Consider the following 13,144-nt stretch of genomic DNA (forward strand, 5'->3'; position numbering starts at 1 on the left):
GCGTCGACAGGCGCATGGCAGCCGCAATTCAATGGAATGCCGGCACCCGTAGCGATACTTTTGGCGGCAATCCGTAATGACGCCAGGCAGCGTGAGCCTCGGGATCCTCCCACACTCGCCAGTGCAACTGGGAAAGCATCACCGGATCATCCAGAAACGCCAGGCGCTCGAGATTGCCCATCGACATCGGCCCCTGCTTGACGGCTTGGCTGACGCGCTCATGGCGTCTCCGTTTCAGCGGCTCGGCATGTGCATGGCGAGCCGTCCCCAGCGCCGTTGCCAAGGCATTCGATATCGGGTCCATGACCACTTGAACAAAAGTCGGCGTGGGCGCAGCGGCATTCATTCTGCCCAGATGACGCACCATCCGGCGCAGTACACGCGGAGGATGAGTCTCTTCAGGGATCCGGAACAGCCGCGCGCGGAAGCAGGCGCTTCCCAGCGATACCCGACTGGATAGCGTCGAGACCGGTATCGATATCATCATCGCCCCCACGATCGGCGACAGCCACCACAGGAAGGTCGGTTCCATGAGATAGACCCCCACGGCCCAGACCGCCCCGATCACGGTTTGACTCCAGTGATTGCGAATCGCATCTCCCCAGGTCGTGTCGCTGTTTTCACGAGACGGCGACCGCCACTGGATGGCCCAGCCCATGATCGAGGTCAGCACGAAACGCGTGTGAAACAGCATCCGTACCGGTGCCAGCGCCATCGAGAACAGCGATTCCAGCACCATGCTCGCCAGTACCTTGAGCGGCCCGCCGAACTGGCGACTTCCCTGAACCCACACCAGAATCACGCTCAACACCTTGGGCAGGAACAGCAGCGTTGCGGTGGCACCGAACAGCCCGACGGCAAGCGTGGGGTTCCACTGCGGCCATACCGGGAACATCATCCCCGGCTCCGGGAAATAGTTGGGCGTACTCAGCGTATGAACGGCAAGCAGCGCCGTCGACAGGACCAGGAAAAGACACCACAACGGCGCAGAGATATAGGACATCAGGCCGGTCAGGAACACCGCGCGGTGAACGGGATGGATCCCCTTGGAGAGAAACAGCCTGAAATTCATCAGATTGCCGTGGCACCAGCGTCGATCCCGGTTGAGCTCGTCGAGCAGGTTGGGCGGCATCTCCTCATAGCTTCCCTCCAGCTCGTAGGCGATCCAGACGCCCCAGCCGGCACGCCGCATCAGCGCCGCCTCGACGAAATCATGAGACAGGATCTCGCCGGACATCGAGCCCTTGCCGGGTAACGGTGCCAGCATGCAGTGCTGCATGAATGGCGCCATGCGGATGATGGCGTTGTGCCCCCAGTAATGCGATTCGCCCAGTTGCCAGAAGTGAAGTCCGGCAGTAAACAGCGGCCCATATACCCGCGTAGCGAACTGCTGCATGCGGGCATAGAGATTCAATCGCCCGGAAGCCCTGGGCGCCGTCTGGACGATACCGGCATCCGGATGCGCCTCCATCATCTGAACCAGACGTGTGAGACAGGCCCCGCTCATCACGCTGTCGGCGTCCAGTACCAGCATGTAGCGATAGAGCGCGCCCCAGCGACGACAGAAGTCATCGAGGTTGCCGCTCTTGCGTTTCACCCGGCGCTGACGACGACGGTAGAACACCTGGCCAAAGGCATCGAGATCGCGGCACAGAGCCAGCCAGGCGTGGGTCTCCTGGATCGCGATGTCGGGATCGTAGGTATCGCTCAGGATAAAGACATCGAAATGGCGACCGTTGCCGCTCTGGCGCAGGGATTCGATCGTCGCGCGAACGCCGGCGAAAACTCGCGGGACGTCCTCGTTGCAGATCGGCACCAGCAATGCCGTGCGCGCATCGTCCGGGATCGGCTCGTCGCCGACCTCGGAATCGATGGCGTAGCGATCCCGGCCTCGCAACAGCTGGAAGAAGCCCATCAGGGCGGTCCAGAAGCCGGCGGAAACCCACGCAAACAGCAGCACGAACAGCGCCAGAATGGCAACTTCCAGCCATTGCTGGCCCTGATAGGGCAATACCGTTCGCATCTGGTTGGCGGCTACGACGCTCTGGCCGAAAATCAGCACCAGCAATACCCAGCGCCGCGCGCTCGCGATCCACTGCCAGCGCGGGGTCGGCTTGGCCTCGCGCTGTCTGCGCCGATAGCCACGATCTGCCCAGTTCTTCAGACGCTGGCCAAACCGCACGAAGGGATTGGTGGACCACGCCTCCGGTGCCAGTGGCGTCCGCCGCATGGGCGGCGCTGTCTGCAGGCGGGTGATCCCATGCTCGTCGGTGCTCAGAACGTCCGGCGGCGCCAGCGGCGGCTCGGCATAAGCCAGCGCCAGGCGACGCCCCACCGATGTGGCGGCAGGATCATCGCTGTCGACCTCTCGCCCGCCCAACGCCGCATGCAGCGATGCCATATCGTGAGTGTTCAGATCGCTGGCGAGCAGCTTGCGCCGCTCGTCACGATCCTGGGTTTCCAGTGCCAACCGCTCCAGGTATTGCTCGGCTGACGTCATCCTTGAGCTGGACGTCGCTTCAGCCATTGGCAGGCAGCCGGTAGTACCAGGTTTCGGAGACCCGCTTGTCGCCCTGATTCAGATAGGCGCGGATATCCAGCGGTTGGGCGTTGTCGCTGCGCTTGATCTTGACGAAAACACGCCAGCCGCCGGTCGCCGGGTTACGCTCGGTAGAGGCGTCGACCAGTTCGCCATTGTCGCCGACACTGGCCTGAACGCTCAGGTTGGCATCATCGCCAAGGCCGGAGAGCGAAGGGCCTTCGAAATCCAGCACGAAGGCAAGCGAGCCGTCTGCTTCACGCACCAGATTGTCCTTACGCACTTCGCCACGCGAGCGGCGGGTCTGCTCGACCCAGGCCAGCGATGGGTCGACGTAACGGCTCTCGTCCTTGGTCACGGTGAAGCGATAATCGTAATCCAGCGGCGTGCCCGGTTGCGGAGCGGTTTCCGGCAGCCACATCGACACGATGTTGTCGTTGGTTTCATTGGGGGTCGGGATCTGGATCAGCTCGATCTTGCCCGCGCCCCACTCGTTCTGGGGTTCGATCCAGGCGCTCGGCCGCAGGTCGTAACGGCTGTCCAGATCCTGGTAGCTGTCGAACTCGTGATCACGCTGCATCAGACCATAACCACGCAGGCGCGGTGTCGCATGCTCGTTGATCATCAGCTTCGCCGGATTGGCCAGCGGCCGCCAGGTCCAGCCGTTCTGAGAGTCGCTGATCAGCAGGCCGTTGGAGTCATGAATGGCCGGACGGTAGTTCAGCGTCGATGAGGGCTGCTCCGGACCATAGAGATACATGCTGGTGAGCGGCGCCACACCCAGCTTCTCGACCGCGCGACGCAAGAAAAGCCGCGACTTGACGTCGACCACGGTGTCGGCACCCGGGCGAAGAACGAAGCGATAGGCGCCCGTCAGGCTGGGAGAATCCAGCAACGCGAAGATGGTCAGATACTGGCTCGTCTTGCTCGGCTTGACGATCCAGAACTCCTTGAAACGAGGGAATTCTTCGCCGGAAGGCAACCCCGTGTCCACGGCGAGGCCGCGACCGGAAACGCCATAGACCTGGTTCTTGCCGACGACGCGAAAGTAGCTCGCGCCGAGGAATACCATCGTCTCGTCCTTGCGATCCGCCTGGTTGAGGGCGTAATTGACCTTGAAGCCCGCGATGCCCAAGTCATCGTCGTTCTTGGCGCTGTCCGGCAAATCGAGATTGCCGTAGGTAAAGTCATCGGGATTGTAGGCGAAATCCTGAACGCCCTGATCATCGACACTATGAAGCTGAATGGCACTGTCGTAATGCATGCCCTCATGGAAGAAGCTCAGAGTGAAAGGCACCCCGTCTCCACTCCAGACATCGCGGTCACGCTTGTACTGGATCTGCTCATACTGGCCGTAGTCCAGATTACGCAGCGCTTCCGGCAGATTTTTCTCAGGTTCGCTATAACCCTGCTTCGAGAGGTCTTCGGCTTTCTTCGCGACATCATCGAAACCAAAAGCCAATACATTTTGGGCGATACCGCTGAGTAGCAACCCTGTCAGGGCTACCACCGGAAGAAGCGCCTTGCGTTTTTCAAGGTTACTCCGCCGGATCGATGCACTCACACTCATACTCCTGTCATAACTATCTTGGCCGATATCAACGAGCTCGAAATGTTCAAGACCGCACATAGCCATATCGTAAACGGTCAGCCCAGCCGGTAGCCGCACTGCCGGTATTCAGGACGCGGACGCAACTCACGATGAAGGACGACGAGATAGCGAAGCCTCCGTGCTTCGTATGGCCGAAGTCTAGCATACGCTACACTGCGGACACGGAAAGACCTCGATACCGGTCTGCGACCGCGCTATTTGACTCATGTTCTATTCACACACACTTTATTAGCCCGCGCCCCGGTTCACCGACGGATGAGGCCGATGAATGCGTATCGACTCGCACCCCAACCAGGTGAACATGACAACCGGATTACGCCGCTGGCTGGGCATAATGGCGTATCTGGTCATTTTCAGCTACCCCCTCGTCCACGCCGACCACCTCTACCGTGACGATATCTGGCGCAGCTTCCATGGCGAAATGGGGTGGGTCTCCAACGGGCGTCCGCTCTCCAGCCTGATCGCCTTCCTTGTCAATGGTGGCCCACGTCTTGCCGATCTCGCGCCACTGCCGCTATGGCTGGGGCTGGCTGCCATCACCGCGGCGATTCTGCTGTGGCGCCGTCGCCTGCTTGCATTTGACACGGGTTATGCCTGGCTCGCGATGCTGATACTGGTCGTACAGCCATTTTTCCTACAAAACCTCTCCTATCACTTCGATGCGTTGCCCATGGCGCTCGCCCTGGCCTGCGCCATTGCCGGTATCGCCTGCGCCCTGGACCCGCGCGAAAATCATCTCTGGAAAGCGCGGTTTCGCTGGCTGACGGGCGGGGCCGGCGTACTGGCTTCGCTGCTGTTCTACCAGCCGGCGGCCAACGTCTACTTCATCCTGCTGGCATTTCATATTGCCTTGACCATCTCGCACCATGGCCGCCCGGACTGGAACCGGCACCTGGGGGCACTGGCGGTGGGCGTGTTGGCACTGGTGATATCGAAGCTCGTCTCCGCGGCATTGATCGAGGGCGACTACAGCGAGCAGCACAGCAGGCTGGCGCCGCTCGGGCAGTTGCCCGGCCACCTGCTCGACCAGACCGGGCAATTCTGGCATTACGCGGCAACGATGGTGGACACGCCCACCTGGTGGCTATTCACGGCGCTGGCCATCGTGACACCGACAGGCTTGCTGGTCGCCGCGTGTCGTCGCCGCAGCGTCCCCGGGCTGCCGGTAATGGTGCTGGTGCTGGTCTGCTTGCCCTTCGGCGGGCTGGGATTCCTCTCGGCCCTGGCCCATCCGATCTGGCAACCCAGGGTGATGATGGGTTTCGGCGCGCTGTATGCCGGCCTGCTGTTCTGCGTTCTTCATTGGCTGGGACGTCCACGCCAGTCCAAGGGCTGGTCCCTGCTGGGTTGGCCACTGATCGTCTTGGCACTCGGCACGCCACTGACCCTGGCTTACGCCTACGGCAACGCACAGCGTCAACAGGCGCTCTTCGCCGATGAGGTGTCGATGCAACTGATCGACGATCTCGCCATACAGCCATCAGCCGCGCCGTTGGTCATCGATGGAACGCTGCCCTTCACGCGTGCGACACGTAACGCGATCGCCGTGCATCCCTTGATTGGCGAGCTGATCCATCCCTATCTCGACGATGGCTACTGGTGGGGCTATCAGGATCTCTACCGTCGCGGGCTTTCCTCTGCCTTCGAACTCGGTGACGACCCACCGCTACGCCGACGTTTCGAGGCGCAGTGCCACCATCTGACACCGCTATCCCAGCGCGCCTGGTATACGCTCTACCAGTTCGAGGGGCATTACGTGGTGTCTTTCGATCGCAAGTGCCATCACGCATTGACCACGACCGAACTTCCGATCGATGACTGAGCCGATCCGGCATGCCTCTTCCCGCTGCTGACCGCGCTCTGCCACGCTTTCTGTCATTGCCTCGTGAACCGGCGTTCAATAAACACCTACACATTGGGCTGGTTATGTCAGACAAATGGCGAATGGCGGTTTACAGCTAGTTGACCAACAATTCGCAGGGTAACGTGGCGCAACTCAACGTTAATTACGTTGGTGCGACCCTCGGGATGCATTCAACAAGGATACCCCTATGCATGCGTGGACTTTAATCTCGTTTCTGTTCTTCACGGGGTTGGTCGCCTTGATTACCTGGCGCATCACTCACCGTGACGATCTCAGTAACACGCGCGGCTACTTTCTCGCAGGACGCAGTCTCAGTTTCCCGCTGATCGCCGGCTCCCTGCTGATGACCAACCTCTCGACGGAGCAGATGGTCGGATTGAACGGCTCGGCCTTCTCGGACGGGCTGAGCGTCATGGCCTGGGAGGTCGTCGCCGTCGTCGCCCTGGTATTGCTGGCGCTATTCTTCCTGCCGCGTTTCCTGCGCAGCGGCATCGCCACCGTTCCGCAACTGCTGCAGGAACGCTTCGGCCCGACGACGCAATTGATCTGCAACGTCATCTTCCTGGTCGCTTACGCCGTCATTCTGCTGCCGATCATCCTCTACTCCGGCGCCGTCGGCCTGCAGGGCATGCTGGACTTGCCAGTACTGACAGGCATCGATTCCAGCACGACGCTGCTGTGGCTGACGGTCTGGGGCGTCGGCATCATCGGCGCTGTCTATGCCCTGTTCGGCGGCCTGCGCACGGTCGCGGTTTCCGACAGCATCAATGCCATCGGGCTGCTGGTCGGCGGGTTCGTCATCGTCTATCTCGGTCTCGATGCCGTAGGAGACGGCAACGGCATCGCGGCCGGCTGGCAGGCAATCCAGGAGGCCCAGCCCGAGCGTCTCAACTCGCTAGGGCGCCCGGACCAGCAAGTGCCCTGGCCGACCTTGTTCACCGGGGTCTTCCTGATCAACCTGTTCTACTGGTCGACCAACCAGCAGATCATCCAGCGCACCTTTGCGGCAAGGAGCCTTTCCGAGGGTCAGAAAGGCGTGCTGCTGACCGGCTTCCTCAAGCTGCTCGGGCCACTCTATCTGGTGCTGCCGGGCATCATCGCCTACCAGCTCTATGCCGATGAAGGCATCGCTGGCGACCAGGCCTACGGCTACCTGGTTTTCCACCTGCTGCCACCGTGGCTGACAGGCTTCTTCGCGGCCGTCATGGTCGGCGCCATCCTGTCGTCGTTCAATTCGGCGCTGAACAGCACCACGACGCTCTTCAGCCTGGGTATCTACAAGGGCGTGCTCAAGAAGGACGCCAGCGAGCAGCAAGTCGTCAACTCCGGCAAGGTCTTTGGCTGGATCATGGCCGTCGCGTCGATGGCCATCGCCCCGCTGCTGGCCGGCCAGGACAGCCTGTTCGACTACCTGCAGACCATGAACGCCATCTATTTCATTCCGATCCTCGCGGTGGTGATCGTTGGCCTGCTGACCAAGCGAGTGCCGGAGTCGGCCGCCATCTTTGGCCTGGTCGGGGGCATCATACTGATCGCTGCGGGCTACTTCGTGCCGCCGTTCAACGGCATCCTCGAGATCACCAATCAGTACCACTTCGTCGCCGGCGTCTTCGTGCTGCTCATCGTCGTGATGCTGCTGATCGGCAAGATCGCGCCGCGCCGCGAAGCCTGGGTCCATGAAGACGTCAAGGCCGTCGACCTGACGCCCTGGAAAGGTGCCGTGCCGGTGGGCATCGTACTGCTGGTCCTGGTCTTCGCGATCTACTTCGCCTTTGCCGGCTGATCGCGACGACAGATACCCGGCACAACACCGACGACGCCTCGCCACCGTGAGAGGCGTCGTCGTTTCAGCCTCTTTTCGGGGCAAAATCCTTTCATGGCCTCGCCGCCACGCCCGCATATCCGCTCAGATCGTTTACCATGCAGGCAGGTTTTCTTCGGAAACGAGGCGATGCGCCGACAACTGACTCATGAATTTCAGAACCTGATCGATCGCAGCCGGGATCGCCAGCTGCGCCTGGCGGTGACCGGGCTTTCCCGCGCCGGCAAGACGGCGTTCCTGACCTCGCTGGTCAACCAGCTGCGCCATGCGGGTATCGATGCCCGTCTCGACCTGCTCAAGTCCGCCCGTGAAGAGCGCCTGCTCGGTGCGCAGCGCGTCTCCCAGCCCGATCTCGGGATCCCGCGCTTCCCCTACGACGAAGCGATGGCCTCCCTCAAGTCGACACCGCCCCACTGGCCCGAGCCGACTCGTGGTATCAGCGAGCTGCGTCTGCAACTACGCTACAAGACGCGACGCGCTCGTGGCCTGCTGGGTGACACGGCGACGCTGACGCTGGATCTGATCGACTACCCCGGCGAATGGCTGCTGGACCTGCCGTTGCTCGAGCATGACTTCCTCAGCTGGAGCCAGGCCCAGCTCGAAAGCATGGGCCCGGAGCGTGGACGCTACGCCAGGACCTGGCAAGACGCCGCTGCGACCCATGCAGCCGACGAGACGGTGGACGAGTCGCGTCTGGCCGAGCTCGCCGAGCATTACGCTGCCTCGTTGCGCCAGGCCCGGGAAGCCGGCTTTTCTCACCTGCAGCCGGGCCGCTTCCTGCTGCCCGGGGATTTGCAAGGCGCACCGGTGCTGCAGTTCTTCCCGCTGCCGGGCGTCACCGAGAAGGATCGTCAGACGCTGGAAGCCCTGCCCGCCTCCAGCCTTTACCAGACGCTGAAAAAGCGATTTCGCTTCTATCAGCAGCATGTGGTCAAGCCTTTCTATCGTGAGCACTTCCGCCGCTTCGACCGCCAGATCGTGCTGGTCGACGTACTCGGCGCGCTCAACGCCGGCCCCGAACGCTTCGAGGATCTGTCGCGTGCGCTCACGACCTTGATGCGAAGTTTCGACTACGGCAAACGCAGCCTGCTGAACCGGCTGTTCTCGCCGCGTATCGACCGGCTCGCCATCGCCGCTACCAAGGCGGACCACGTCACGCCGGACCAGCATGCCAATCTGGTCACGCTGCTCGAATCACTGCTGGCCGAACCGATCAAGGATCTACGCTACGCCGATGTCCCGGTTCGGGCTTTCTCGCTGGCCTCGATTCGGGCCACCGAGACCCGCGAAGTCGAAAGCGACGGCAGACGTCAACCGGCGCTGCGGGGACATGGCCTCGACGGCGAGCCGCTGCTGGTCTATCCCGGCGACGTCCCGACCCGGCTCCCGGAGCCAGAATTCTGGCAGCGCCAGGGATTTGCCTTCACGGCCTTCCGGCCGCCACCGTTCACGCCAGCCGCACTACCCCATATTCGCATGGACGCGACTCTGGAATGGCTGATGGGAGATAAACTGCGATGAGCGACCCCCGCCCCGGGCAGCGCTTCACGTTCGATGAACCGCCGAAGCCTGCCGACGACGCCTCGTTGAACGGCGCGCAAGTCTACGCCCCCACACAGGCCAGCGATCCCTACTCCGCGGACGACGACTCGCCCGCGCTCGATGCCGCCATCGAACCGCCGCGCAAGCGCCGCTGGGGGCTGTTGGCCATCTTCGGCGGCACGCTCGCGCTCGGCACGATCGAGGCCGCGCAGTCGCTCTATACTTCGGCCCTCGGCGGCGACTGGCTATCAGGCGCCTGGAGCATGCTCGGCCTGCTTGCCGTCGGGCTGGCTGCCAAGGCGCTCGCTGGCGAGGTGTGGCGGCTACGCAAGTTGCGTCGGCATGCGCGCCTGCGGCAGCAGCTGGATGACGAGTGGATCGACGACACCGACAATGCCCGTACGGATCCCGCCACGCTGGCCGACGAGCTCCGTCGCCAGATGGGGCTCTCCCGGGATCATCCGCACTGGCAATCCTTCCTGCGCGCCCACCAGTCGCATCATACGGCGCACGAGACCCGCGAACTGATCGCATACCACATCCTCGCGCCGCGCGACCAGGCGGCACGGCGGCTGGTGACGCGAATGTCGGGAGAAACCGCCGTCATGGTCGCCGTCAGCCCGTTGACCCTGGTGGACATGTCGCTGATGGCCTGGCGCAACATTGCCATGCTCGATCGCATCGCCGCGCTCTATGGGCTGCAGCTCGGCTACGCCAGCCGCCTCAGGCTGTTCAGGGAAGTGCTGCGCAACATGGCCTTCGCCGGTGCCAGCGAGATGATCACCGACGCCGGCATGGATCTGCTGTCGATGAACCTGGCAGCCAAGCTATCGAGTCGCGCCGGTCAGGGCCTGGGCGCCGGGCTGCTGACGGCACGTCTGGGCCTGCGCGCCATGCGAACTACCCGGCCGATCGCCTTCGAGTCCGGCGAACAGCCGCGCCTCGCCGACCTGCGGCGTGAAGTGTGGCAGCAACTGCGCCGGCTGGATGACACTGCGGGGAAGGGTTGACTCGGCGAACGGAAGTCAGCCGCCGCATCGATCGAGAGCGGTGAAGCGACACCGTGACATCAATCGAGCGAAAAGAACGCTCGCAGCGTGTGGGCCACCGCAGATTCGTGATGCGCACCAATCCTCTTGGCCCGTGGCAGTTGATCGATGACCTCGGGATGGGCGTTGGAGACGACATAGGCATTGCCCACCAGCGTCAGCATTTCGACGTCGTTGAAGTTGTCGCCGAACGCCAGCGCCCGCTCGATGGGAAGATCGAGCGCCTTGAGCGCGCGACTCAGCGCGGTCGCCTTGTTCACGCCCCGATGCATGACCTCCAGTGAATTGGCCGCCGAGTAGGTGATATGCAGCGCTTCCCCGTACGCCTCCCGCAGGGTGCGCTCCAGCGGTTCGAGCAGTGCCGGCTCGCCGATGTAAAGTACCTTGCCGACGTGTTCATCTTTCAGGTCGCGCATGTCGTCGACCTGATAGGTGAACCCTGTCATCGCATGAAGCGGCAACAGTTCCGGCGCTTCGGCGTCGATCAGCCAGCGGTCATGGGTGTAGAGATTGAGCCGCACCGTCTCCGGACGCGGCAGCGCCACCAGTGCCTGAACCAGCTCGGTCGGCACCAGCGTTTCGTTGACGAGCCGATCGTCGGCATCGTGAACGTGGGCGCCGTTGCTGCTGATGATCCAGGCCGGGATCTCCAGCTGTCGTCGAATCGCCGCGATATCGTGATAGTGCCGCCCTGAGGCCAACGCGATCACATGCCCCTGCGCCGACAACGCCCGCAGGGTGTCTCGCGTCAAGGCGTCGACGCGATGCTCGGCATTCAACAGGGTATTATCGAGATCGCTGGCGATCAGATGCTGGGCCATGGAGTCTTCCTTGAATGGACGGCGTCGAACTTCAGCGGCCAAATGTCAGCCACGGTTTTCGAACTCGGGGCATTCAGTGTCGACGGCCGGCCGGCGGGCGTCAATTGCCCGCTGGCCGCCGTACGCTCTCCCGCTGCTCTCTCACTCTCCTTCTCTCCCGCTCTCTACACTCTCCCAGAATCGCAGCCCTCGACTCCGGTCTGTCATCTGGCCTCGAGACTATTGGCCACCGCGCGGGCCTGCCGGCCCATCACCAGATGCAGAACGCCGTGACCGATTTTCTGCATGCCGGCAGTTCCCAGCGCCAGGAGCGCAGATTCATCGATGCGTTCGCAATCCCCCAGTTCCACCCGCAGCCGGGTCGTTGCCACGGCCGCGACGGTGCGAATATTCTCCGCGCCGCCCAACGCCGCCAGCCACGCTCGTCGCGAATCCGCATCCAGCTCGGCATCGTCCAGTGCCGTGTCGCTCTCCAACGCCGCCGGTACGTCCGGCGTCTTGCCGTGATCCCGCATCGCCGCACGGATCTCGTCGGCGACACCATCGGCGATCGGCCCCAGGATCACCTGAAGCCCGCCACCGCGCAGATGCAATACGCCACGCGCGCCGAGCTGCTTGAGGGCCGGCTCGTCGATGGCCTTGTCGTCGGCCAGCACCAGCCGCAGGCGCGTCGTACAGGCCCCCACGCTGGTCAGATTGGCCGCGCCGCCCAAGGCGCGCACGAACGCCGGGCCCCGTTCGCCGGCCTCGACCGGGGCACCGGCAGCCCCAGCGGTTTCCGGCTCGCGGCCCGGCGTAGGCAGATCGAAGCGCACGATGGCCCAATGGAAGATGCCGTAGTAGAGCACGAAGTAGCAGAGCCCCACCGGAATCATCATCCAGCCGTTGGTCGACAAGCCGTAGGAGAGCGCGTAGTCGAAGGCCCCGGCGGAGAAGGTGAAGCCCAGCTTGACGCCGAGCATGTTCATCAGCGCCATCGAGATGCCGGTGAGAACCGCATGCATCGCATACAGCGCAGGCGCCAGGAACATGAACGAGAACTCGATCGGCTCGGTGACGCCAGTCAGGAAAGCGGTCAGCGCCAGCGACAGCAACAAGCCGCCGACCTGGGCGCGACGCGATCGCGGTGCAGCGTGATACATCGCCAGCGCCGCCGCGGGCAGGCCGAACATCATCACCGGGAAGAAGCCCGCCATGAAGCTCCCCGCGGTCGGATCACCGGCGAAGAAGCGGTTGAGATCGCCGGTGGCGCCGTCGAAGCTGCCGAACACGAACCACACGAAGCTGTTGAGCACGTGATGCAGCCCGGTCACGATCAAGATGCGGTTGAGCACGCCATAGACGAACAACCCCAGATCGCCGGCGTCGATCAGCCACTGCCCCAGTTGATCGATGCCCTGCTGGACCGGTGGCCAGACCAGGCCGAAGATGCCGCCGAGCACCACCGCCGAAAGCCCGGTGACGATGGGAATGAAGCGCCGCCCGCCGAAGAACGCCAGGTAGTCCGGTAGCTTGATCGCCTTGTAACGGTTGTAGAGCAACCCGGCCACGCTGCCGATGATGATGCCCGAGAGCACCCCCATGTTGATATCGGGATTCAGCGTTTCCAGTACCGCGTTGAGCACCAGATAGCCGATCACCCCCGCCAGCCCGGCGGCACCGTTGTCGTCGTCGGCAAAGCCGACCGCCACGCCGATAGCGAAGATCAGCGCCAGGTTGGAAAAGATCGCATTGCCGGCATTGGCGATGAAGGCAATATCGAGCAGATCCGGCTGGCCCAGGCGCAGCAGCAAACCCGCCACCGGCAATACCGCGATGGGCAGCATCAGCGAGCGCCCGAGTTTCTGCAGACCGGCCATGAGCCGGGAACCGAAGGTCGTGGTCATGACGCGCTC

At 63.0% G+C, this 13,144-nt stretch carries 8 protein-coding genes; 4 read left to right on the forward strand and 4 right to left on the reverse strand.

Annotated elements, in window-relative coordinates; all coding sequences use genetic code 11:
• Window positions 1–28: 28 nt before the first annotated feature.
• Window positions 29–2,500, reverse strand: coding sequence for a glucans biosynthesis glucosyltransferase MdoH (gene mdoH / locus R5R73_RS13045; protein WP_110634759.1), 2,472 nt, complete (start codon window positions 2,498–2,500; stop codon window positions 29–31).
• Between the two features lie 19 nt (window positions 2,501–2,519).
• Window positions 2,520–4,103, reverse strand: a complete 1,584-nt coding sequence (locus R5R73_RS13050) for a glucan biosynthesis protein G (protein WP_244179904.1) — start codon at window positions 4,101–4,103, stop codon at window positions 2,520–2,522.
• Between the two features lie 316 nt (window positions 4,104–4,419).
• Between R5R73_RS13050 and R5R73_RS13055 the strand changes: the two genes are divergently transcribed.
• From R5R73_RS13055 to R5R73_RS13070, 4 genes are all read left to right on the forward strand, one after another.
• On the forward strand, window positions 4,420–5,973 hold the full coding sequence (locus R5R73_RS13055; protein ID WP_322527741.1) for a glucosyltransferase domain-containing protein: 1,554 nt from the start codon (window positions 4,420–4,422) through the stop codon (window positions 5,971–5,973).
• A 229-nt stretch (window positions 5,974–6,202) separates the two neighbouring features.
• Entirely contained in the window at window positions 6,203–7,798 is a 1,596-nt protein-coding gene (locus tag R5R73_RS13060; RefSeq protein ID WP_071233202.1) for a solute:sodium symporter family transporter, read from the forward strand.
• Between the two features lie 168 nt (window positions 7,799–7,966).
• Window positions 7,967–9,358 (forward strand): YcjX family protein, encoded by a 1,392-nt coding sequence (locus R5R73_RS13065; RefSeq protein ID WP_322527742.1) that lies wholly within the window; start codon window positions 7,967–7,969, stop codon window positions 9,356–9,358.
• The gene (locus R5R73_RS13070) at window positions 9,355–10,389 is read left to right on the forward strand and encodes a TIGR01620 family protein (protein WP_322527743.1); all 1,035 of its coding nucleotides are present in this window, start codon (window positions 9,355–9,357) and stop codon (window positions 10,387–10,389) included. The genes R5R73_RS13065 and R5R73_RS13070 overlap by 4 nt, the downstream gene beginning before the upstream one ends.
• A 59-nt stretch (window positions 10,390–10,448) precedes the next feature.
• Here the strand turns inward: R5R73_RS13070 and R5R73_RS13075 are convergent, their stop codons facing one another.
• Window positions 10,449–11,249 (reverse strand): Cof-type HAD-IIB family hydrolase, encoded by an 801-nt coding sequence (locus tag R5R73_RS13075; protein ID WP_071233205.1) that lies wholly within the window; start codon window positions 11,247–11,249, stop codon window positions 10,449–10,451.
• Window positions 11,250–11,452: 203 nt separating this feature from the next.
• Window positions 11,453–13,135, reverse strand: a complete 1,683-nt coding sequence (gene nagE / locus R5R73_RS13080; RefSeq protein WP_322527744.1) for an N-acetylglucosamine-specific PTS transporter subunit IIBC — start codon at window positions 13,133–13,135, stop codon at window positions 11,453–11,455.
• Between the last annotated feature and the right edge of the window lie 9 nt (window positions 13,136–13,144).

Source organism: Salinicola sp. LHM (assembly GCF_034479735.1).
Classification (GTDB): Bacteria; Pseudomonadota; Gammaproteobacteria; order Pseudomonadales; family Halomonadaceae; genus Salinicola; species Salinicola salarius.

What these genes read in the sequence shown, in the direction of transcription:
- mdoH (WP_110634759.1), bottom strand. Translation starts at nt 2,500, where the DNA reads ATGACGTCAGCCGAGCAATACCTGGAGCGGTTGGCACTGGAAACCCAG.
- R5R73_RS13055 (WP_322527741.1), top strand. Translation starts at nt 4,420, where the DNA reads ATGCGTATCGACTCGCACCCCAACCAGGTGAACATGACAACCGGATTA.
- R5R73_RS13060 (WP_071233202.1), top strand. Translation starts at nt 6,203, where the DNA reads ATGCATGCGTGGACTTTAATCTCGTTTCTGTTCTTCACGGGGTTGGTC.
- R5R73_RS13065 (WP_322527742.1), top strand. Translation starts at nt 7,967, where the DNA reads ATGCGCCGACAACTGACTCATGAATTTCAGAACCTGATCGATCGCAGC.
- R5R73_RS13070 (WP_322527743.1), top strand. Translation starts at nt 9,355, where the DNA reads ATGAGCGACCCCCGCCCCGGGCAGCGCTTCACGTTCGATGAACCGCCG.
- R5R73_RS13075 (WP_071233205.1), bottom strand. Translation starts at nt 11,249, where the DNA reads ATGGCCCAGCATCTGATCGCCAGCGATCTCGATAATACCCTGTTGAAT.
- nagE (WP_322527744.1), bottom strand. Translation starts at nt 13,135, where the DNA reads ATGACCACGACCTTCGGTTCCCGGCTCATGGCCGGTCTGCAGAAACTC.